The sequence below is a fragment of the Mycobacterium sp. DL592 genome (genome assembly GCF_011694515.1).
Taxonomy (GTDB): Bacteria; Actinomycetota; Actinomycetes; order Mycobacteriales; family Mycobacteriaceae; genus Mycobacterium.
Window position 1 is genome coordinate 484,318 of record NZ_CP050192.1, and the last position, 21,523, is coordinate 505,840.

22 protein-coding genes are annotated in these 21,523 nt (G+C 67.0%); 11 read left to right on the top strand and 11 right to left on the bottom strand.

What is annotated here, in order from left to right:
- Window positions 1–7 precede the first annotated feature (7 nt).
- Window positions 8–1,195, bottom strand: a complete 1,188-nt coding sequence (locus HBE64_RS02330) for an acyl-CoA dehydrogenase (protein WP_167097408.1) — start codon at window positions 1,193–1,195, stop codon at window positions 8–10.
- A 175-nt stretch (window positions 1,196–1,370) separates the two neighbouring features.
- Between HBE64_RS02330 and HBE64_RS02335 the strand changes: the two genes are divergently transcribed.
- Both HBE64_RS02335 and HBE64_RS02340 read left to right on the top strand, forming a co-directional pair.
- Window positions 1,371–1,562 carry a ferredoxin gene (locus HBE64_RS02335; RefSeq protein ID WP_059016686.1) on the top strand — a complete coding sequence of 64 codons (192 nt, stop codon included), beginning with the start codon at window positions 1,371–1,373 and terminating at the stop codon, window positions 1,560–1,562.
- A gap of 24 nt (window positions 1,563–1,586) precedes the next feature.
- Entirely contained in the window at window positions 1,587–2,501 is a 915-nt protein-coding gene (locus HBE64_RS02340) for a 3-oxoacyl-ACP reductase (protein ID WP_167097410.1), read from the top strand.
- Window positions 2,502–2,519: 18 nt separating this feature from the next.
- Here HBE64_RS02340 and HBE64_RS02345 read toward each other — a convergent pair whose 3' ends face one another.
- From HBE64_RS02345 to HBE64_RS02365, 5 genes are read right to left on the bottom strand one after another with little or no spacing between them, the layout of a single operon-like run.
- Entirely contained in the window at window positions 2,520–3,989 is a 1,470-nt protein-coding gene (locus HBE64_RS02345; protein ID WP_167097412.1) for a trehalose-6-phosphate synthase, read from the bottom strand.
- A gap of 3 nt (window positions 3,990–3,992) precedes the next feature.
- Window positions 3,993–4,157 (bottom strand): hypothetical protein, encoded by a 165-nt coding sequence (locus tag HBE64_RS02350; RefSeq protein WP_167097414.1) that lies wholly within the window; start codon window positions 4,155–4,157, stop codon window positions 3,993–3,995.
- 32 nt (window positions 4,158–4,189) lie between these two features.
- The gene (locus HBE64_RS02355; RefSeq protein ID WP_167097416.1) at window positions 4,190–4,666 is read right to left on the bottom strand and encodes a hypothetical protein; all 477 of its coding nucleotides are present in this window, start codon (window positions 4,664–4,666) and stop codon (window positions 4,190–4,192) included.
- A 25-nt stretch (window positions 4,667–4,691) separates the two neighbouring features.
- Window positions 4,692–5,078, bottom strand: a complete 387-nt coding sequence (locus HBE64_RS02360; RefSeq protein WP_167097418.1) for an intersectin-EH binding protein Ibp1 — start codon at window positions 5,076–5,078, stop codon at window positions 4,692–4,694.
- A 52-nt stretch (window positions 5,079–5,130) separates the two neighbouring features.
- Window positions 5,131–5,487: an intersectin-EH binding protein Ibp1 gene (locus tag HBE64_RS02365; RefSeq protein WP_167097420.1), complete on the bottom strand. Its 357-nt coding sequence runs from the start codon at window positions 5,485–5,487 to the stop codon at window positions 5,131–5,133.
- Between the two features lie 535 nt (window positions 5,488–6,022).
- Between HBE64_RS02365 and HBE64_RS02370 the strand changes: the two genes are divergently transcribed.
- Entirely contained in the window at window positions 6,023–6,859 is an 837-nt protein-coding gene (locus HBE64_RS02370) for an SDR family oxidoreductase (protein ID WP_208300550.1), read from the top strand.
- Here HBE64_RS02370 and HBE64_RS02375 read toward each other — a convergent pair.
- Window positions 6,852–8,426 carry an LCP family protein gene (locus tag HBE64_RS02375; RefSeq protein ID WP_167097424.1) on the bottom strand — a complete coding sequence of 525 codons (1,575 nt, stop codon included), beginning with the start codon at window positions 8,424–8,426 and terminating at the stop codon, window positions 6,852–6,854. The genes HBE64_RS02370 and HBE64_RS02375 overlap by 8 nt on opposite strands.
- A gap of 139 nt (window positions 8,427–8,565) precedes the next feature.
- On the opposite strand from HBE64_RS02375, the gene HBE64_RS02380 reads away from it, so the two are divergent.
- The 3 genes from HBE64_RS02380 to HBE64_RS02390 are packed head-to-tail and all read left to right on the top strand — an operon-like array spanning window position 8,566 to window position 10,279.
- Window positions 8,566–8,871, top strand: a complete 306-nt coding sequence (locus HBE64_RS02380; protein WP_167097426.1) for a hypothetical protein — start codon at window positions 8,566–8,568, stop codon at window positions 8,869–8,871.
- A 57-nt stretch (window positions 8,872–8,928) separates the two neighbouring features.
- Window positions 8,929–9,804, top strand: a complete 876-nt coding sequence (locus HBE64_RS02385; RefSeq protein ID WP_167097428.1) for a xanthine dehydrogenase family protein subunit M — start codon at window positions 8,929–8,931, stop codon at window positions 9,802–9,804.
- Entirely contained in the window at window positions 9,797–10,279 is a 483-nt protein-coding gene (locus HBE64_RS02390) for a (2Fe-2S)-binding protein (RefSeq protein ID WP_167097430.1), read from the top strand. The genes HBE64_RS02385 and HBE64_RS02390 overlap by 8 nt, the downstream gene beginning before the upstream one ends.
- On the opposite strand, the gene HBE64_RS02395 is transcribed toward HBE64_RS02390, so the two are convergent.
- Both HBE64_RS02395 and HBE64_RS02400 read right to left on the bottom strand, forming a co-directional pair.
- The gene (locus HBE64_RS02395) at window positions 10,276–12,594 is read right to left on the bottom strand and encodes a xanthine dehydrogenase family protein molybdopterin-binding subunit (RefSeq protein ID WP_167097432.1); all 2,319 of its coding nucleotides are present in this window, start codon (window positions 12,592–12,594) and stop codon (window positions 10,276–10,278) included. The two genes, HBE64_RS02390 and HBE64_RS02395, sit on opposite strands and share 4 nt — an antisense overlap.
- A gap of 96 nt (window positions 12,595–12,690) precedes the next feature.
- Entirely contained in the window at window positions 12,691–13,107 is a 417-nt protein-coding gene (locus HBE64_RS02400; protein ID WP_243841471.1) for a YkvA family protein, read from the bottom strand.
- A 26-nt stretch (window positions 13,108–13,133) separates the two neighbouring features.
- Between HBE64_RS02400 and HBE64_RS02405 the strand changes: the two genes are divergently transcribed.
- Both HBE64_RS02405 and HBE64_RS02410 read left to right on the top strand, forming a co-directional pair.
- Window positions 13,134–13,634, top strand: coding sequence for a DUF427 domain-containing protein (locus tag HBE64_RS02405; RefSeq protein ID WP_167097434.1), 501 nt, complete (start codon window positions 13,134–13,136; stop codon window positions 13,632–13,634).
- A gap of 94 nt (window positions 13,635–13,728) precedes the next feature.
- Window positions 13,729–15,030 carry an ammonium transporter gene (locus HBE64_RS02410; RefSeq protein ID WP_167097436.1) on the top strand — a complete coding sequence of 434 codons (1,302 nt, stop codon included), beginning with the start codon at window positions 13,729–13,731 and terminating at the stop codon, window positions 15,028–15,030.
- Between the two features lie 4 nt (window positions 15,031–15,034).
- Here HBE64_RS02410 and HBE64_RS02415 read toward each other — a convergent pair whose 3' ends face one another.
- Together HBE64_RS02415 and HBE64_RS02420 are read right to left on the bottom strand one after the other, a co-directional pair.
- Window positions 15,035–15,823, bottom strand: coding sequence for an enoyl-CoA hydratase/isomerase family protein (locus tag HBE64_RS02415; protein WP_167097438.1), 789 nt, complete (start codon window positions 15,821–15,823; stop codon window positions 15,035–15,037).
- Window positions 15,823–17,610, bottom strand: a complete 1,788-nt coding sequence (locus HBE64_RS02420) for an Ig-like domain-containing protein (RefSeq protein ID WP_167097440.1) — start codon at window positions 17,608–17,610, stop codon at window positions 15,823–15,825. Before HBE64_RS02420 ends, HBE64_RS02415 begins: the two co-directional genes overlap by 1 nt.
- Before the next feature lie 519 nt (window positions 17,611–18,129).
- On the opposite strand from HBE64_RS02420, the gene HBE64_RS02425 reads away from it, so the two are divergent.
- Genes HBE64_RS02425 through HBE64_RS02435 form a run of 3 tightly spaced genes read left to right on the top strand, consistent with a single transcriptional unit; the run spans window position 18,130 to window position 21,513 of the window.
- Complete coding sequence (locus HBE64_RS02425; RefSeq protein ID WP_167097442.1) at window positions 18,130–19,014, top strand: TIGR03619 family F420-dependent LLM class oxidoreductase; 885 nt, start codon at window positions 18,130–18,132, stop codon at window positions 19,012–19,014.
- Window positions 19,015–19,022: 8 nt separating this feature from the next.
- On the top strand, window positions 19,023–20,165 hold the full coding sequence (locus HBE64_RS02430; RefSeq protein WP_167097444.1) for a sulfotransferase: 1,143 nt from the start codon (window positions 19,023–19,025) through the stop codon (window positions 20,163–20,165).
- Window positions 20,155–21,513: a hypothetical protein gene (locus HBE64_RS02435; RefSeq protein ID WP_167097446.1), complete on the top strand. Its 1,359-nt coding sequence runs from the start codon at window positions 20,155–20,157 to the stop codon at window positions 21,511–21,513. Before HBE64_RS02430 ends, HBE64_RS02435 begins: the two co-directional genes overlap by 11 nt.
- The last annotated feature ends 10 nt before the right edge of the window (window positions 21,514–21,523 follow it).

Consider the following 21,523-nt stretch of genomic DNA (forward strand, 5'->3'; position numbering starts at 1 on the left):
TCGGTTGTCAGCGGTTGACTCGGGGCAGGCCCAGGGCCACCATGCCGATGATGTCGCGCTGGATCTCATTGGTGCCGCCACCGAAGGTGAGGATCAGGGCGGCGCGGTGCATCCGCTCGACCCGGCCGCGCAGCAGCGCGCCGTGCGAATCCTGGCGCAGCGTCGCCGACGGGCCGAGGATCTCCATCAGCAGCCGGTAGGCCTCGGTGGCCAGCTCGGTGCCGAAGACCTTGGCCGCCGAGGCGTCGGCGGGGTTCAGCGTCCCCTCCTTGGCCGATGCCAGCTCCCAGTTGATGAGCTTGAGGTACTCGGCCTTGGCGTGCACCCGCGCCAGGTTCAGCTGCACCCACTCCGAGTCGATCAGGCGCGCCCCGCGGGCGTCCTTGGTGTTCTGTGCCCATTCGCGAACCTGGTTGAGCGCGAGGAAGATCGGCTGCGATGAGACCAGGGCGACGCGCTCGTGGTTGAGCTGGTTGGTGACCAGCTTCCAGCCACCGTTCTCCTCGCCGACCCGGCTGCTCACCGGGACGCGGACATCCTGGTAGTAGGTGGCGCTGGTGCCGACGCCGGCCATGGTGTGGACCGGGGTCCAGGAGAAGCCCTCTGCTGTGGTGGGCACGATCAGCACCGAGATACCGCGGTGTTTCTTGGCTTCGGGGTTGGTCCGCACCGCCAGCCACACGTAGTCGGCGTACTGGATCAGGCTGGTCCACATCTTCTGGCCGTTGACCACGTAGTCGTCACCGTCCTGGACGGCGGTGGTCCGCAGTGCGGCCAGGTCGGTCCCGGCGCCCGGCTCGGAGTAGCCGATCGAGAAGTGCAGATCCCCGGCGGCGATCTTGGGCAGGAAGAACTTCTTCTGTTCCTCGGTGCCGAACGCCATGATGGTCGGCGCCACGCTGTTGATCGTCAGGAACGGCACCGGTGCGCCTGCGATGGCGGCCTCGTCGGTGAAGATCAGCGAGTCCATCGGCGAGCGGTCCTGGCCGCCGTACTCCTTGGGCCAGTTCAGCGTGAGCCAGCCGTCCTTGCCCATCTGGGAGACGGTTTCGCGGTAGATGTTGCCGGTGCCGATCTCGCCGCCGCCGGCGGTCGACGTCAGCGCTTCCTGCCGTTCGGGGGTCATCAACTTGGTGAAATAGGCCCGGAGCTCGCGGCGCAGCTCCTCTTGTTCAGGGGTGTAACTGATCCGCATGGCTGGTCCTTCAGCTAGGTTTTCGGCACAGTCGGCGACCCGCCGACACACCTCGTTGTAACACGTTCTAGTCTTGGGGTCCAGCGCCCGTAAGAGCCGGGTAATAGTTGATCTGGCCTATCGTGGTGCTGCGAGTACCCCGGGGTGTCGGGGTCTGTCCGGCAAGGAGGTTGTCATGCGTGTCGAAGTCGACCGTGATCGTTGTGAAGGTAACGCCGTCTGCGTGGGAATCGCGCCGGACCTGTTCGAACTCGATGACGAGGACTACGTCTACGTGACGAAGGACCCCATCCCTGCCGACCAGGAGGAGTTGGCCGAGCAGGCCATCGCCGAGTGCCCGCGCGCAGCGTTGACCCGCCGCGACTGACCGAACGTTAGAGGTATTCATAAGTTGACTGCACAAGACGGGTCTGACTCGATCGATCTCTCCGGGCGCGTCGCGGTGGTGACCGGTGCCGCCGCGGGCCTGGGCCGGGCCGAGGCCATCGGCCTGGCGAAGGCCGGCGCGACCGTGGTCGTCAATGACATGCACAAGGCCCTCGACGCCTCCGACGTGCTCGACGAGATCAGCGCAGCAGGTTCGAAGGGTGTCGCCGTGGCCGGTGACATCAGCGCCCGCTCGACGGCCGACGAACTGGTCGAGACCGCCGACGGGCTGGGTGGCCTGAGCATCGTCGTCAACAACGCCGGCATCACCCGGGACCGGATGCTGTTCAACATGAGCGACGAGGACTGGGACGCGGTGATCGCGGTCCACCTGCGTGGCCACTTCCTGTTGACCCGCAATGCGGCGACGTATTGGCGCAACAAGGCCAAGGACAACGACGGATCGGTCTACGGCCGCATCATCAACACCTCATCGGAGGCCGGTCTGTCCGGTCCGGTCGGGCAGGCGAACTACGGCGCCGCCAAGGCCGGCATCACCGCGCTGACGCTGACCGCCTCGCGGGCGCTGGGACGCTACGGGGTGACGGCCAACGCGATCGCCCCGCGGGCGCGCACCGCGATGACCGCCGGTGTGTTCGGTGAGGCGCCCCCCGAGGGGGAGATCGACCCACTGTCGCCCGACCATGTGGTCACCCTGGTGCGTTACCTCGCGTCGCCGGCATCGCAGAAGGTCAGTGGGCAGATCTTCATCGTCTACGGACCCACTGTGACTCTGGTGGCCGCACCGACCGCCGAGCACCGGTTCCACGCCGAGGGCGACGCCTGGGATCCGTCCGCACTCAGCGCGTCGATGAGCGACTACTTCGCTGATCGCGACCCGGAGCGCACGTTCGGCGTAATGGGACTGATGGGCGACTGAGCAACGGCGGCAAGCGATCTAGTCGATCGCCGAGCCGCTGTCGGTGCCAGACTTGGCATCGGCCAGTGCTTCGAGGAACGACCGCGCCCACCGATCGACGTCGTGGGCCAGGACCTGACGCCGCAGTGCACGCATGCGCCGCCGGCCTTCTTCGGGAGTCTGGTTGAGAGCCGACTCGATGGTGTCCTTGACGCCTTCGAGGTCGTGCGGGTTGGTCAGATACGCCTGCCTCAATTCGGCTGCCGCACCGGTGAATTCGCTCAGCACCAGCGCGCCGCCCAGATCGCTGCGGCACGCGACATACTCTTTGGCCACCAGGTTCATCCCGTCGCGCAGTGGGGTGACCAGCATGACGTCGGCCGCCACGAAGAACGCGATCAGTTCATCGCGCGGCACCGGGCGATGCAGGTAGTGCACCACCGGGTGGCCCACCTCGCCGTACTCGCCGTTGATGTGGCCGACCTGTTGTTCGATCTCGTTGCGCAGGATGCGGTAGCTCTCGACGCGTTCCCGGCTCGGGGTCGCCAGCTGCACCAGGACGGTGTCGTCGCGTTTGGCACGCCCTTCGGCGAGTAGGTCCGAGAACGCCCTGAGCCGGACGTCGATCCCTTTGGTGTAGTCCAGCCGGTCCACCCCGAGCAGGATCTTGCGCGGGTTGCCCAGCTCGGCACGGATCTCGCGGGCCCGGCGGCGGATCTCCCTGCCGCGGGCGGTGCGGTCGAGGTCGGCGGAGTCGATGGAGATGGGGAACGCGCCCACCTTGACCGTCCGCAGACCCAGCTGAACCTCACCGAAGCGGGACCGAACACCGACCGAGGCGCGGGAAGTGTTGGCGCCCACCAGTCTTCGCGACAGGAACAGGAAGTTCTGCGCGCCGCCGGGCAGGTGGAAACCGACCAGATCGGCGCCCAGCAGACCTTCGATGATCTCGGTGCGCCAGGGCATCTGCATGAACAGCTCGACCGGCGGGAAGGGGATGTGCAGGAAAAACCCGATGGTCAGATCGGGGCGCAGCAGGCGCAGCATCTTGGGCACCAGCTGCAGTTGGTAGTCCTGCACCCAGACGGTGGCGCCTTCGGCGGCCGCGCGGGAGGTCGCCTCGGCGAAGCGGCGGTTGACGTCGACGTAGCGATCCCACCACTCCCGGTGATAGATCGGCTTGACGATCACGTCGTGGTACAGCGGCCACAGGGTGGCGTTGGAGAAGCCTTCGTAATACTCCTCGAACTCCTCGGCGCTCAGTCGCACCGGATAGAGCTGCAGCCCGTCCTCGACGATCGGTTCCTCGGGGCCGTCGACGACACCCGGCCACCCGATCCAGGCGCCGCGATGGCGGCGCAGCAGCGGCTCCAGTGCGGTGACCAGGCCCCCGGGGCTGCGCTTCCATGCGACGGTGCCGTCGGACAACCGCTCCATGTCGATCGGGAGGCGGTTGGCGACGACGACGAACTCAGAGTTTCCGGAGTCGGTCTTCTTGCCTCCGGGCACTGTCTAGACCTCGAGCTTTGACGGTCCAATACCGAGCATCGACAGGAAGACGCGGCACTCGTCGGCGTCAGTGGCATAGGCGGCGACGACGCGGCGGGCCTGGCGGGCTGTGCTGTCGGCCAGGGGCTCCACGTCGTCGATGTCCGCGGGATCTGATTTAGCAGGCATAACTCAACTCTAGGTGAAGGTCTGATCTGTGGTTACGGGCTGGAGGAGATCGTCGATTTTGGTTCGACGGGTGGCCCCTCGGTCTGGCTGACCGCGTAGCAGGCCGCGGACTCCCAATAGCCCGTGCACGGATAGCCGTTGATGTTGGGTACCAGGTTGGCGGGATCACCTGTGACCACGGTGCTGGTCTCGGCGCCGGTCTGTGGCGGCGGGGCAGCGTCGGGTTGGGGCTGGTCGCCCTGGGTTGACTCCAGCGGCGTCATCGTGGGCACGCAGTTGCCGGTCGAGGGGTCCAGGGACTCGCCGGACTGGCAGCCCGCCGAGTTGCCCGGCTGGTCGGCCTGGGGAGCCGGAACCGGCACCGGCTGCGGGTCGGGCACGCCGCCCGCGCCTTCGGCAAGGGCCTGCGGGGCGGCATAGATAAACCCGGCAGCGGGTGCAAGTGCTACCGCGAGTGCGAAGGCGCCCGCGGTCAGCAGCTTGACTGTGCGACTGGAATGGATCGGCATCGTTGCCCTTCCTGGTCCCGCCCTGTTACGGGCTGGAGGAAATGCTGGAATGCGGCTGGACGTCGGGAACCTGGTTCTCCTCCAGACCGATGCACTGGCCGGTGTTGGCGCCGGTGCACGGAATGCCCTGTACTTCAGGCAAACTGCCCGGGTCGCCAGGGGTCGAGAAGGAGACGCCGCCGCCGCTGTTGGTGGGTGTCGGGTAGTTGCCGCCAGGAGCGTTCGGCACCAACTCGGGGGTGCACTCACCGATGTAGATGTCCTCGACCTCGCCAGCAGGGCATGCCAGCGCAGGCCCGGCCGGGGCGTGCGACGGCAGAGCCACGAACGCAGCCGCCGGGGCGGCTGCGATCGCGATGCTCAACCCTCCCGCGAGAAGGATGCGCCTGCTGACAGAGGGGGAGTTCGCCATACTTCACACTTCCTGAAGAAGGACGACGGAGCACCGCTGCCGGCACTCCGTCTTACGGACTGGACGAGATGGTCGAGTGGGGCTCCACAACAGGAACCTGCTGCTCTTCCTGCAATCCTATGCACTGGCCGGTGTTTGCGCCTGTGCAAGGGATGCCCTGAACCTCGGGAAGGCTGGCCGGGTCGCCCGGGGTGGAGAAGGCGACTTCGCCCGGGTTGGTCTCGGCCGGTGCGGGCAGGCAGCCGACACCTTCGGTGTTCACGACCTCACCGGGGGCGCATTCGGCAACAGCCGGGGCAGCGCCGGTGGATGAAATGGTGAAAGCAGCCATCGCCGGCGCGGCCGCAACTGCAAGCGCGAAACCGCCGGCCAAGGCCAGACGTCGCGCCGAACTCTTCAATGTAGCCATGATGGTGCGCTTTCTACTCGGTTTGCTGAGCGGCTGTGTGAACGCAGTGTATGGCTGCCTTCCCCCGACCGCAGTTCTTCGGGAGTTTCATCGCTCGTAACCTTGCCTGTGTTACACCGAAGTCAATTAATTCCGCAGCAATTTTCAGGAGGGGTTGCGAGCCCGCTCTCGGTAGGCGTGAACTGCGCAGAAATCTCCGAGTTGCAATCCGCCGCCGTTCTTTCGCGGCGTGCCAATTGCGTGTGTTTGTACCGCGAAGCGGTTAGCCGACGCCATTCCCGACGGCATTTTCGGGGTGTGATGGGAGGTGCGAACGGTGTTCCAGAGGCTGTCGGCGTCGAGCTGTCCGGAGCTTCCCGCTGTTCGCTGTGGCCATTGGTGACCCGTCTCGGCGCGGCTCATGACGGCCACCGGATGCCATGCGAAGGCCCCACCCTGGGTGGCCGTTGCGGTGACCGGAACCGGCCCTTTGCGCCGACGGTCCGCCATGGTTCTATACGTAGAACCTGTTTCAGTTTTGTGTGAGGAGTGCGGCGTGCAGCTCTCGTTCGAGGACCGGACTTACCTGGTCACCGGTGGTGGTAGCGGAATCGGCAAGGGGGTCGCAGAGGGTCTGGCCAAGGCTGGCGCCCGCGTCGTCATCGTCGGCCGCGGTGCTGACCGGCTGGCCGCGACCGTCGACGAGATCAAAGCCGGCGGACCGGCCGGCGACGTCAGGTACGAACCGGCTGACGTCACCAACGAGGACCAGGTCGCCGCCGTCGTCGACGCGGCCACTGCGTGGAACGGCCGCCTGCACGGCGTCGTGCACTGCGCGGGCGGATCGCAGACCATCGGACCGATCACCCAAATGGATTCCGAGGGCTGGCGCGCCACCGTCGACCTCAACATCAACGGCTCGATGTACGTGCTCAAGCATTCGGCCCAAGCGCTGGTTCGTGGTGGCGGAGGTTCGTTCGTCGCAATCTCCTCGATCGCCTCCAGCAACACCCACCGCTGGTTCGGGCCCTACGGCGTCACCAAGGCGGGCCTGGATCACCTCGTGCAACTGGCCGCCGACGAACTCGGCCCGTCCTGGGTGCGGGTCAACGGCATTCGACCCGGACTCATCCGCACCGAGCTGGTTCAGATGGTGCTCGATTCGCCGGAGATCAGCGGGGACTACGCGGAGTGCACTCCGCTGCCACGCCCCGGTGAGGTCGACGATGTCGCCAACACCGCGCTGTTCCTGCTCAGCGACGCCGCCCAGTGGGTCACCGGGCAGATCATCGGGGTCGACGGCGGCCAGAGCCTGCGGCGCGGCCCGGACTACTCGGCCATGCTGGAGCCCGCCTTCGGTGCGGACGGCTTGCGCGGCGTCGTCACTAGTTGACGCAGGGAATCCCGCCGCCGTCGATCGGCCTGCCCTGGTCCGGCGTGGGAGTCGTGGTCATGCCGTACCAGCCCTGCGACGGCGTGGTCTCGACGACTGCCTCGGTTGCGGGCTGCTCGGTCGGCACGTCGTAGCCGTCGCCGAGGATGACTCGGATGTGGCCGGCGGGAAGTGCGATGTTGGCCTGTGGCGCGTTGTCGATGCCCAGCAGCGTGGCCACTGACTGTGCGTCGGTCTGGGCTCCCGGCCCGTAGGTGACGACGGTGTCGACCGGCTCACCGGATTCCCGGTCGCGGACCTCCTCGACGGTGAAGTCCTTCCTGCGTAGGACTGTTGCCGCCTGCGACGCCAGGCCGGCGGTCGCACTGGCGTTGACCAACGTGATCGCGGTCAGCGGGTTCACCGGCGGAAGTGGCCGTGCCGCAGCGCTTGTCGCGGCCGTGGTGGTTGTGGTGCCGGTGCCGATCGCGCTGGCGATCTCGGCGCGGATCTTGGCCGGATCGATGATGTTGACGTCTTGACCGTTTATGTTGTCGTAGCGGACCACGGGCAAGGTCCGGAACTCGACGTCGCCGCCCGCCAGTGCGGCCATCCGGCGGAACTGGCTCTCGCCCCAGCCCTCGGACAGCACGATGTCCTTGCGGGCCACATCCATCAACCGGCGGAACTTCTCGATGTCGGTGAACGAACCCGACTGCTGCAGTTCGTGCATCACCGACAACAGGAATGCCTGCTGGCGGTGCGTGCGGTCGAGGTCGCCGTTCTCCAGGCCGTGCCGCTGCCGGACGAAGGCCAGCGCTTGGGCGGCATCGAGGCGCTGACGGCCGGCCGGGAAGTCCGCACCCGAATAGTCGTCGTGCACAGCATGGTTCAGGCACACTTCCACGCCGCCGAGGCTTTCGGCGAGGTCGTAGAAGCCCGCGAGGTTCACCTCGGCGAAGTAGTCGATGGGTTGACCGGTGAGGTTGCGCACCGCCCGCAGCGTTGCCTTACGGCCGGCCTCCCGGCCCGCCTTCTCCAACTCCGCCCGATCGCTGACACCTTCGTCGACGAGCTTCTGCTCGGTCTCGAACTTGGTCAGCCCGTAGGCCTCCTTGATCTTGATGTGGTCGTAGCCCTTGATGCCGCTGACGGCGACGTAGTCGTCGCGCGGAATGGAGAAGGCCACCACCCTGTCGTCGGCACCGATGTGCACCAGAATCAACGTGTTGGTGTTGTAGCCGCCCGCCTCGGAGTCGCCGGCGTGCAGTTTGTCGAGAACTTCGTCGGGCAGCTCATTGCCGTCCTGATCTTTGCGGGAGTCCAGACCGATCAGCAGGATGTTCATCGCGCCGCCGCTGGACCTCGGCTCGTCGGATCCCAGCGCCCGCGAGATGGTGATGCCGCCGAGCAACCCGTGCGCCTGCGAGTAGGCGACGCCGGTCGCCATGACGACCACGACCGATACCAGCCCGGCCAGCGTCCGACACAGGATGCGCGCCGCGCGCCGGGCTCTTTCCGGTCGCCCTCGATGGCGGCCGTGGCGGGTGCCCGCCGCGGCCGCCGGCGCAGGGGGCGTCGGATTCATGATCGTCAGTATGCGGTCATTTGCTGTACGCGGCCCAGCCGGTCCGGGTGCTTGCGGTCGTGAACGACCGCCGCAGTTGAGCGGCTGAAGTACGCTCCAGCCCAGATCACCGCGGTGCAGACGACGGGAAGGCTCAGCTATGGGAGGCGGCATAGGGCGCTTGACAGTGGTGTTGCTCACCGGCGCAGTGGCCACCGCGGCACTGGTCGCCGCCGCGCCTGCCCAGGCCGAATGTGTCAACTCCGGCGGGGCGACGGTGTGTGCCCAAGGCCAGGTGCGTGGCAGCGGGCAACCGCCGCCACCCACCGCGGGCCCCTACGTCCCCTATCCCTGCGACTATGACCCGTTCTGCTACGACGGTGGCCTCTCGATCATCATCGACCCGGGCGGCGGCTCGAACAATCCGCCGAACCGGCCGATCCGGCCCACGCCGCGGTCGAATTGATCTGACACCCCGCTATGCTGAGCGTGTGCTTAGCATGACGCGCCCCGGGGTGCACCGGTGAAGCCGGCACCGTTCGACTACCACCGTCCTGACAGTGCGGCCGAGGCCGCGCAGATGCTCGCCGACTTCGGCGATGACGCCAAATTGCTCGGCGGCGGCCAGAGCCTGGTGCCGATGCTCGCCATGCGGCTGGCGTTCTTCGACAACCTGATAGACATCTCCCGGCTCGAGGAGATGAAGGGCATCCGGCGCGACCGCAACCAGCTTTGGATCGGCGGCGGCACCACGCATGCCGTGGTCGGCTCCGACGAGCAGGTCCGTTCGTCGGTCCCGCTGTTGACCCGCGCCACACCGTTGATCGGGCATTTCCAGATTCGCAGCCGGGGAACGTTGGGGGGATCGATCGCCCACGCCGATCCGGCGGCCGAGTACCCGGCCGTCGCGCTGGCCCTCGATGCCGAGATGGAGGCCCTCTCGCCGTCCGGTGTCCGGCGCATCCGGGCCGCCGAATTCTTCAGCGGCGTGTGGGAGACGACCATGGCGCCCGACGAAGTCCTGGTCGGGGTGCGCTTCCCCGTGTGGTCAGGCCGGTGCGGATTCGCAGTGCAGGAGTTCGCGCGCCGGCACGGAGACTTCGCGATCGCCGGCGCGGTCGTGGGCGTCGAGCTCGGCGGTGACGACGTGATTCGCCGCTGTGCGATCGGACTGCTCGCGCTCAGCGCGACGCCGCGGCGTGCCGCGGCGGCCGAAGCGGCGGTCACGGGCCGGCCGATCGGTGACGTCAGCGCTGAGGAACTCGGTGAGCTCGCGGTGGCCGGCCTCGATGATGTGCCCGCCGACCTCCAGGGCTCGGCGGAGTACCGCCTTCGGGTCGGCGCGGCGATGGTGGCACAGGCGTGGCAGGCGGCAGCAAAGGAGGCCCTCGATGTATGAGCGTCCGGTTCGGTTGTCTGTCAACGGAACTCCCACCGAGGCGTTCGTCGAGCCGCGGATGACACTTGCAGACTTCCTGCGCGAACGGTGTGGACTCACCGGCACTCACCTCGGGTGTGAACACGGGGTGTGCGGTGCGTGCACGGTGTTGCTCGACGGCGCCGCGGTGCGGTCGTGTCTGGTGTTCGCCGTCCAGGCCGACGGCGCCGAGGTCGCGACTGTCGAGGGTGTCGCCGGGGCTGACGGTGAGCTCTCAGCGGTACAGGCGGCGCTGCGCGACTGCCACGGCCTGCAGTGTGGCTTCTGCACGCCCGGGTTTGTCATGTCGATCACGGCGCTGTTGCGGGACAACCCGCACCCCAGCGACGAGGAGATCCGCGAGGGGCTCTCCGGGAATTTCTGCCGCTGCACCGGCTACCAGGGCATCGTCAATGCCGTTCGGCTGGCCGCGAATTCGTCCGACTCGACGTCCTAGGACCGGGCGGCTTCGTCGATCAGCGCGACGATCCGGGCCGGTGTGGCAGGCAGCGTGGTGATCGTGACCCCCAGGGGTGCCAGGGCGTCGTTGATCGCGTTGATCACCGCAGGCGTCGAACCGATGGCCCCGCCCTCGCCGCAGCCCTTGTAGCCGCCGACGCCGGGACCGGGTACTTCCACGTGGCCGTACTCGATGGGCGGCACGTCGGTCGCGGTGGGCAGCAGGTAGTCGACGAACGTGGTGGCCAACGGATTTCCGTCGTAGTCGTAGACGAGGTGTTCGAGAAGTGCGCCGCCGATGCCCTGAACGGTGCCGCCGGCGATCTGGCCTTCGACGACATTCGGGTTGATCATCGGGCCGACGTCCTCGCTGACGATATAGCGGGTCAGCGTCACCCGCCCGGTGGTGACGTCCACTTCGCAGGTGCAGGCGTGGGTTGCGTTGGCCCAGTGGATCGGCGTCTGCGAGGTGAAGCGGGTCGTCGCCTCCAGGGTGGCTGACATGCCTGCCGGTAACTGCTGGGGTTCGTAGTGGGCACGGTAGGCCAGATCGGCGAAAGTGATGCTCTTGGAAGGGTCGTCGACCGAGCTCGCGCGCGAACCGGATAGCGTGATGCGTTCGGCGTCTACGCCCAGGATGTGGGCGGCCATCGCGACGAGTCGCTGCCGCAGGATTGCCGCGGCCTCGTCGACCGCGCCGGCGGTCATCGGCCCGCTGCGGCTGCCCTGCGTGCCTGCGCCGTACGGGGTGACGGCGGTGTCGCCCTGGATGGTGGCGACGTCGTCGATGTCCGCGCCGAGTGCGTCGGCGGTCAGTTGCACCACCGTGGTCTCGATGCTGTTGCCGCTCGAGCCCCCGTTGACGTAGACGTTGATCTTGCCGGTCGGCTCGATCCGGATCGTCGCGCCCTCGGTGGCCAGGTGTCCGGTGGCCGCACCCGTCGGTTCGATGTAGGCCGAGAAGCCCAGGCCGATGTAGCGGCCGGCCGCCAGTGCGTCGGCCTGCTCCTTCCGGAATCCCTCGTGGTCAAGGATTTTCACCGCTTGCTCGAATGTCTCCATCGGCGCGACGTGGTCGTACGGCATGCCGTTGGGGTTGAAGTACGGCATCTCGTCACGGCGCAGCAGGTTCTTGCGGCGCAGTTCGACCGGATCGACACCCATCTTGCGGGCGGCGATGTCGAGAAGTATTTCGCGGGTGAGGGTTTCGTACTGCCACGGCCCGCGGTAGGCGGCCAGGCCGCTGGTGTTGGTGAACACCGTCTGGTAGCTGAAGCTGGCCTTGGGCACCCGGTAGGGGCCGGGGAAGAACATGCCGATGGCAGCCGTGGTCAACACCGGATACGGCGTGGGGTAGGCGCCGACATCCTGGATGAAGTCGATGTCGACAGCGGTGATGAACCCGTCGGCGTCGAAGGCCATCCGGGCGTTGCCGTCGACATGGCGGGCCTGGCCCGCCGACATCAGGTTCTCCCGGCGGTCCTCGATCCACTTCAGCGCGGCGGGCACCTTGCGGGCGGCCAGCAGGATGCACATGTCCTCGCGCATCGGCACCACCTTCTGGCCGAAACCGCCGCCGGTGTCGCGGGCGATGACGCGCACCCGCTGTGCCGGGATGCCGAGTAGCCGGGCCGCGAACGCCCGCAGTTCGTGCGGGGTCTGGGTGGACGCCCACACCGTCAATTCCTGTGCGGCAGCTACCCATTCGACTACCAGGCCGCGGGTCTCGATCGGCACCGGGACATGGGTCTGCTGATAGATGTGCTCGGCGACCACCACGGCCGACGCGGCGAAGACGGCTTCGTCGGGTGGGGCGCCGGCCAAACCGCCGGCGACGTTGTCGGGATATTCGTCGTGCACCACGGCCTCGGAGCCGACCGCCCGGGTGACGTCGGCGATGGCTGGCAGCGGGTCGTAATCGACGTCGACGAGTTCGATGGCATCCTCTGCGACATAACGGTTTTCGGCCACAACCAGAGCCACCGGGTCGCCGACGAACTTCACCGTCCCCTCGGCCAGGGGTGGGCGAGGGGTGTCCGCAACGTCCTTGCCGGCCACCGCGTGCCAGGCCTCTTTCACCTCGGGGTTGAGGTCGGCAGCGGTGAAGACGGCGTGGACGCCGGGCAGGGCCAGGGCGCCGGAGGTGTCGATGCTGTTGATCCGGGCGTGGGCGAACGGGCTGCGCACGAAGCAGGCGTGCAACATGCCGGGTCGCATGACGTCGTCGACGTAGGTGCCGTGCCCGGTGAGCAGCCGGCTGTCCTCGACCCGCGAGACCCGGGTGCCGGCGTAGCGGGCGGTCGGTGCGGCCATGGCGATGACTCCAATACCTCGGGGGCGAGCGGCCCATGCTAAGCAGTCGCACAGCAGAGCGTACCGAACGGTGCTCTTCGCGGTCGCACAGATGGGTCAGGCGGGGTCGGTCAGCCCGCACAGCCGGCGCAGCGCCGCCAGGCCGTCGGCGGTTCCGGGCCAGTGCGCGGCCAGCGTGTCGGCTCCCGCGGTACGTGAAACCCACCGCAACACCAGGGCGGTGATGATGACGTCGTCGGCATAGCCCAGGACCGGGACGAAGTCGGGGATCAGGTCGATCGGCGATGCGATGAGGGCGAGCAACACGATCAGCACGACGCGGATACGCCGGGGCAGGAGCGGGTCGGTGGCCAGCCGTTTGAGCAGGCGCAGCACGTCGGGCAGCAGACGCAGCATGTCCTGGATACCGATGTCATCGGGTTTGGCGACCCACAGCGTCACCCCGAGCGCCAGCCAGACGAACACCAGCGCCGCGGCGATCCCGGCCGGGATCATCCACCACTGCTCGGCCACGTCGCCCGCCCTCGTATCGTCGAGTGATGAGCGTACGGCCGACACCGGAAAAACCGGGCCCAGGGCAGGAATCGGTGTGGGACTATCCCCGCCCGCCGCGGCTCGAGGTGTTCGACGGCAGGATCACCGTCGAACTCGGCGGCCAGGTGATCGCCTCGACCGACCGCGGTTGGCGAGTACTCGAGACCAGCCACCCGCCGACCTACTACCTGCCGCCCGAGGCGTTCATCGAGGGGGCGTTACAGGCGGCCCCCGGTTCGTCGTGGTGTGAATGGAAGGGCCAGGCCCGCTACTACGACCTGGTGAGTGGGACCACGGTCGCGCCCAAGGCGGGCTGGACCTATCCGAGTCCAACCCGGGGTTTCGAACCCATCGCGGGCGCGATCGCCGTCATGGCGGCCCAGGTCGACCGCTGCACCGTCAACGGGGAGAAGGTGATACCGCAGCCGGGCGGCTTCTACGGAGGCTGGATCACCAGTTGGGTCGTCGGCCCCTTCAAGGGCGTTCCGGGGTCGATGGGCTGGTAACGCCCGCGCGGTCCGAAACATGCCGGAAACGTGAATGCCGCATGTTAGAAACACCGCGCCGACATTCTCGTCGGGACCGTCGAAGGAGCCGGACTTGGATTCGATCGATCCCGCCGCCACCGCCTGGCTGCTGACCAGCACCGCACTGGTGCTCTTGATGACACCCGGGCTCGCCATCTTCTACGGCGGCATGGTCCGTACCACCGGTGTGCTCAACATGATCATGATGAGCTTCATCGCGATCCCACTGGTGACGGTCACCTGGCTGCTGGTGGGTTATTCGCTGGCGTTCTCCGGCAACAGTCTCGGCGGCGTGATCGGCGACCTCGCCCACGTCGGGATGGCCGGAATCGGCCCGGGCACCGTGCACGGCTCAGTCCCTGAATTGCTCTACGCCACCTTCCAACTCAGCTTCGCGATCATCACCGCGGCCCTGGTCAGCGGTGCGATAGCCGACCGGGCCAAGTTCGCCGCCTGGATGGTGTTCGTACCGGTGTGGGCGATTCTGGTGTATTCGGTTGTGGCCCATTGGGTCTGGGCCCCCGGCGGCTGGCTGTACAAACTCGGGGTACTTGACTACGCGGGCGGCCTGGTGGTCGAGATCGTTTCCGGGGCTTCGGCGCTGGCGCTGGCGCTGGTTCTCGGCCCGCGCATCGGGTTCAAAGTCGACGCGATGCGCCCGCACAATCTCCCGTTCGTGTTGCTCGGTGTCGGGCTGCTGTGGTTCGGCTGGTTCGGGTTCAACGCCGGGTCCGCGCTGGCGGCCAACGGCGCGGCGGCCGCGATCTTCCTCAACACTCTGGTCGCGGGGTGCCTGGGCATGCTCGGCTGGTTGTCGGTCGAGCAGATTCGCGACGGCAGGCCGACGACCTTCGGCGCCGCATCGGGTGTCGTCGCCGGCCTGGTCGCCATCACCCCGTCCTGCGGGACGGTGAACACCCTCGGCGCCGCCGTCGTCGGGGTCGCGGCCGGCATCGTCTGCGCCTTCGCGATCGGGCTGAAGTTCCGGTTCGGCTACGACGATTCACTCGACGTGGTCGGTGTGCACTTCGTCGGCGGGGTGGTCGGAGTGCTACTGATCGGATTCCTGGCCACCGCGGTCATGACGGGCGGTCCGCAGGGCCTCTTCTTCGGCGGCGGCCTGGCCCAGCTGGGCAAGCAGGCGCTGGCGATGGTGGTCGTCGCGGCGTACGCCTTCGCGATGTCCTTCGGGCTGGCCAAACTGATCGACCGGATCATGGGGTTTCGGCTCAGTCCCGAAGACGAGATGGCCGGTGTCGACTTCACCCAGCATGCCGAGACGGCGTACGCCGAAGGCGTGCACGGCCATCAGCCGCTGCGCCGACCGCTGTTCGGCGACAACCGTCCGCGCTCCGGCAACGCCGACGAGGACTGACTAGTCAGCCACGGTTGAACACCGGCGGGCGCTTCTCCAGGAAAGCCTGCAGGCCCTCGGCCATATCGGGTGTGCCCAACGTGGCATGGAAGGCGGCGCGCTCGTCGCGCAGGGACTCCTCGAGCGTCTTCTCCTCGCCGGCCACCAGGCAGCGCAGGATCGCCGCCACCGCGGTGCGCGGCATAGCGGCCAGTTCCTCGGCGAGGTCGACGGCACGGCTTTTCAGCTCCGCCAGGGGCCACACCTCGTTGACGAGGCCGATCTCCAGCGCCTGGGGGCCGGTCAGAGTCTTGGCCCGCAGGATGAGGTCGACAGCGCGGTTGCGGCCGATGCGCCGAGCCAGCCGTGCGCTCCCACCCCATGCCGGCACCGAACCGAGGTGCAACTCGGGCAGGCCGATACGAGCACCCTCCTGGGCCGCGAACCGGAAGTGGCAGGCCAGGGGGAGTTCCAGACCGCCGCCGAGACAGTTACCGAAAAGCGTTGCGATCCAGGGCTTGTCCATGTTCTCCACGGTGGCCAGCACGCGCAGGCGCTGGTCGAGGATCATGTCGACCCGTGCGGGATCACCGAGGTTGGCGACGAGCTCCTTGAGGTTCATGCCCACCGAGAAGTTCTGCTCACCGGCGGCAGTCAGGACAACGGCACGCACCCCCTGGTCGGCTGCGATGTCGGCGACGAGTTCCTCGAATGCGTCCATGAACGCCAGCGTCATCGGGTTGTGCGGGGCCGCGTCGATGGACACGATGGCGACCGCGTCCCGGCGTTGGTAGGCCAGCGAGGCGTCGCTCATCAGTGCTGCGAGACAGAGCCGCCGGCGCGCTTGCGGCGCCGGATGAACACGAAACCGATCACGAACAGTGCCAGGTTCTGGGGCGGATCGGACATGTCGTAGCCGAGGTCCTTGAGAATCCCGATCTCGATGGCGCTCAACGTCCGCACGCCGAGGCCCGTGGAGGTCGAGGCATTCATCAGTTTGGCGTTCGAGCCGGTGAACTTCGTGTCGTCCAGATGCGACATCGAGCTACCGGACTCCCATGGGTTGGGGGTGTACAGGGGCACCGGGTGGCCGTTGTTGGCGGCCATCGCGTTCGCGCCGCCGAAGTAGAGGCCCTGGCTGCCGCCGGTCAAATTGGTGTCGTAACTCGTAAGCCATGTGTAGCTGCCGTCGATCGGATGCGCGCCGGTGGAGGTCACCACGAAGCCGTCGAAGGTGGTCCAGTTGTTGCCGGTGTTGTTTCCGGAGCTGTCGATGACGGACAGGAATCCCAGGGTGTGCACCAGCTCGTGCAACGCAGTGGACTGGAAGTCGTACTGGCCGGACGCCACTGAATCGCCAAAAGCCCAGGAGTAGTTGAAGTTCCAGGTGATCTGGCCGTCCGCGGCTGCCCCGTTGGAGTCCACGCCGGTCTGTATCTTCTTCTGCACAACGGTGTTGTAGAAGCCGGGATCGGTGGAGATGAGGTCGCTTCCCGCCGAGGCCAGCGTCGAGGTGAAGAACGAATACTCGCCGGTGACGTCGTAGGTGATGGTCACCGCCTGGGGGGCCTTGATATAGGACGACAGGTAGATCGCCGTCGACTGCAGTGCTGCGCGGGCGGCGCTGGACCAGTACTGCGCGCCCGAACCGAAGATGAAGTTGAAGCCCACCCGAATCGCGGTGTCGTTCTGCGTCACTGAGACCAGAGCGCCGGTGTTCGGCGAACGCAGCGGGTCCAGCAGGTTGATGTGAAGACCGGTGTCGGTGGCTGCGATGGTGAACGCGTCGACTCCGTCGAACCCGCTCCCGGGTGTGTAGGTGTAGTTGCCTGCGGAATCGACTGCCACGCTGCCGTAGTGGGGATTCTGGGTGACGCTGTAGACGATCGGATCGCCCTCAGGATCGACCGCATTGAGGCTGCCGGTGATTGTTCCGCCGGTTTGGCCGGTGGTCTGCACGGGCGCGACGGTGGGTGCCTGGTTGAAGAAGGTGCGGCGCACCAGCAGCCCGATGCCTTCGAAGAAGGAGCTCACCGAGTTCAGCAGCTTCGTGAAGACGTCGGTGATCGACGATGCCGACGCATCGCCGGTCGGCACCCGTAGGGCGCTGATGTCGTTCGGAGATGTGGCGACAACCGCGGCCGACGGAGTCGAGGAGGTCGAGGAGATCGTGACGACGCCCGTGGAACTGTCCGGTGCGGTCGTCAGGCGGGCCACCACGGACTGCAGGTCTGCCGTGGGGTCGGTGACGGCCGTGACGCCGGCCGGGGCCCGCCGGGTATGGCCGGTGGCGGGCAGGTCGCCGAGCACGGTGCGGGTGCTGACGGTGGTCGAGGTGGTGCGCGCCGACTGGGTGCTGCCGGAGCCGGCCGCCGCGGTCGCCGCCGCCGCGCTCGGGGAGTTCGCGGGACCGGTGTGGGCCGATCGGGCTGAGCGTCCGGTCGACGCGGTACCCGACTTCGCCGGGGCGTCCGCGGTGGAGCTGGCACTCTGGTCGGAGCCGTCTGCCCAGGCGATACCCAGTGCCTGGGGGCCGGCCAAGGACACACCGACGACGAACGCAGCTGCGCTGAATCGCGTGCTGATTCGGGGTGTCGACATTGCTTTTTCCCGCCTCCCCCGACTCCGCGCAGACGGATATCTGCGGTGGCGTCGATTTTAGGGTGCCGAGCCAGCAAACCGACCCGAGACGGCGATAACGGTAGCTGACGGAGCGCGCGCACGTTGTTTGTCCACCGGCCGACCGCGATATCCGAACGGGTCGGCGCCGCGATGCGTGCCGACCGGACAGGTGTGTGGTTTTGAGCGTCAGTCGGCCTGTCCGCTGCGCCGCGATCCCAACCGTGCCGGCCACGATAAGTGAGCTGAACTGGTGCTAACGGTAGGCCAGGGACGGGCTCTTGCCCAGACGCCGGGCCACCGCTAATCTGAACAAGTGTCCGGAACAGTGTTGTGGCGGCGATCGAAGCAGGCGCTCGCCGACGGATCGCCAGGGCGGTGACCTGATATGACCGACCGCCTCACTGGCAAAGTCATGATCGTCACCGGGGCCGGGAGGGGCATCGGTACGGCGACTGCTCGGGCGGTCTTCCTGCCCCGACATTCGCAAGCGGGGAATTGATGCGCTTCACCTTCTCGGATTCGATGACCCGCACGGAATACCTGCCCCGACTTGCAGTGGCCGCCGAGGCGGCGGGCTATGACGGCTTCGCGATCCCGGACTCGATCGGCTACCCGGAGCACTCTGATGCGGTCTACCCGTACACCGCCGACGGCGACCGCAGCTTTCTGGAGGGCAAGGAGTTCATCGAACCTTTCGTGCTCGCGGGCTATCTGGGCGCGCTCACCACACGTATCCGGTTCAACACCTTCGTGGTGAAGTTCCCGGTGCGCTCACCGGTACTCGCCGCCAAGGAGGCGTTCTCGGTTGCCGCACTGACCGGGAACCGACTGGGCCTGGGCATCGGCATCGGCAGCAGCCCCTACCCCGATGACTACCTGATGGCCGGTGTCGACCCGGCCCACAAAGGCGCTCGGCTCGACGAGGCGATCGACATCTTCCGCGGGCTGGAGACCGGGGCGTTCTTCTCCCACCACGGCCGGTTCTACGACGTTCCGTCGATGAAGGTCTGCCCGGTGCCGACTGCGCCGATCCCTTTGCTGATCGGCGGTCATTCCGACGCCGCGCTGAAACGGGCTGCCACCAAGGCCGACGGTTGGATGCACGCCGGGGGACCCAACGACGCCCTGGCGGCGATGCTCGGCAAGCTCCGGGCTTACCGGGCCGAGGCGGGGCAGACGCACCAGCCCTTCGAGATTCACGCAGCCAGCCGCGACGCCCGCACGGTCGATGGGTGTAAACGATTGGCGGACATGGGAGTCACCGACGTGATCGTCGGCTTCCGCAACCCCTACATCAGAGGCGAGGACCGTCAACCGCTGGAGGACAAGCTGGTCCGGTTGCGGCGATTCGCCGACGAGGTCCTCAGCAAGGTCCACTCCTGAGGGCCACCATGAACAACGTCTTCTATTTCGACTGGCACACCTGGTGGACGCTGATCCTGCTGGTCCGCCAGGAACCCGAGGCGCGCCGCCGCCGCAAGCAGTACCGCACGCTGTGCCTCGTTGTACCGGCGCTGGCAGTGCTGCACACCGTGACGTTCGCGCTCGACCCGATCGTCTTTCCGGCACTGCGCCGCAACGAAATTCACAGGCCGGTCTTCGTCGTCGGTCACGCACGAAGCGGCACGACCTATCTGCACCGCATGATGGCCAACGACCCCCGCTTCTCCTATGTGCTGCTGTGGGAGATGTTCTTCCCCTCGCTCATCGAGAAGAAGGTGCTGCGGGCCATCCTGCGGTGGGATCGGCGCCTCGGCGGACTCCTGCGCAAGCGCATCGACGTCATCGATGCGCGGCTGTTCGCCAAGAGCAACACCGTTCACGAGTCCGGACTGTTCGCTGCGGAGGAGGACGAGTTCCTGCTGACGACGTCGTGCGCCTCGGGGTTCTGGGTGTTGCAGTATCCACAAGCCCAGCATCTGGACTTCTACTACGTCGACGACCGCTGGCCCGACCGCAAGCGGCGGCGGGTCATGCAGTTCTATCGAGAGTGTGTGCGCCGCCAACTGGCGCTCAACGGCCCCGATGTCATGCATCTGTCGAAGGCGCCCATCCACTGCGGCAGGGTGCAGAGCCTCATCGACACTTTTCCGAACGCCAGACTCGTTGTCCCGGTTCGCAATCCCTATGAGACGATTCCCAGCTTCCTCAAACTCATGCAGTTCGCCTGGTCGGCGCGCAAGCGCCCGGAGGCCGAGATGCGCTCGTCGTTCGCGTCCTTCGTCGAATCGTCGTATCACTACTATCAGCATCCGCTGGACGTCCTGGACGCTCACCCGGAGGTGCCGAGCGTGATCGTGAACTACAGCGATCTGGTGACCGATCCAGCCGGGGTGATGCGGCGCGTCTACGACGAGATCGGACTCGACATGGTGCCCGAACAGGCCAGTGCGCTGGCGAAGGAGAAGGGCCGCGAATACCGGTCGGGCCACACCTACAGTCTGGAGGAGTTCGGGCTCGAAGCCGACGCCATCCGGACCCATCTGGCCCCGTTGTTCGATCGTTTCGGTTGGGAGGAAGACCGTGTCGGCTGACCACAGCGGTGAGTTGCGTGCGGCATGGGACGACATGATCGACCGGCTGGGCCACGCCCGCGATGCCCTGGAGTCACCGGAGTTGCACGCCCCGCCGCAGTCCGGGCCGCGTGACCTCGCCGAGGGCTACCGTTACCTGCTCGGCTTCGTCCACTCGGCCATCGAACGGGCATTCTTCGGCGATCCCGAGTTCCCCTACTTTCGCCGCAGCATCCAGGTGCTGGACAAGGCCACCATCGACAACGCCGACGCGATGTACCTCTCCGCCCCGATCGATGGCCGCTTCACCTACCGGATCACCGGCCGGGTGGCCGACAGCCGGCACTGGGGTGGTGGTCCGTGCGCGCCGTCGGGTCCCATTGCGCCGCAATACCTCATCGTCGAAGCCCACACCGGCTACGCCGGTGACAGCGGCGACCTCGCCGAGCTGCAACCTGGCGTTCGGGGCAACACCGGCAAGCTGGACTCCCCGGAGCTGGCGATCGGCGAGGACGGCCGGTTCGAGATCATACTGGCCCCCGAGCGGCCAGCGGACTTCAGCGGAAACTTCATCTCCACCCAGCGGGTGTCCAAGCGCAGCGTTGCGACTTTCCATGCCGAGTTCGTGACGGTTCGAGCGTTGTATCACGACTGGGAGCGCGAAGAGGCCCCCGAGTTGTCGATCGCGCGCCTGGACAAGATCGGTGCGCACCCACCTGCGCTCGACCCAACCGCGGCCGCGAAGGCGATGCGCCGCGTCGGTGAGATCGTCGACAACCAGACCAGATTCTGGAACAAGTTCTACGACGTGGTGCTGGAGGCACACGGCGATCGCAATGGTGACGGCCGGACGTTCATGCCGCGCAACGACTTCAACGCACCGGCCGGGGCGTCGCTGGCCACCGGCGGCGGCCAGAGCACCAACGTCTACTCCGGCGGCATGTACGAGCTGGGACCGGACGAGGTCCTGCTCGTCGACACCGAGGTGTTCGAACCGCCGGCCTACATGGGATTTCATCTGGCCAACGTCTGGGGCGAGTCGCACGACTACGCCAACCACGTCAGCAGTCTCAACGGAACACAAGCCCGCCGCGACGACGACGGTCACTACCGCTACGTCGTCGCGCACCGCGATCCCGGTGTGCCCAACTGGCTGGACACCACCGGGCTGCCGGTCGGGTTCATGACCATGCGCTGGACGTATCCTGCTCCCACGGAACGGCTTCCGGTCGTGACGGTGCGCAAGCTGTCGTTCGCTGAACTCGACGAGCACCTACCCGCATCGACGCCGCGGGTGTCACCCGATGACCGCCGCCAACAGATCCGCATTCGTGCCGAACATGTGCAGCGTCGCTACCGCCAGTACTGAAAGTGACTGT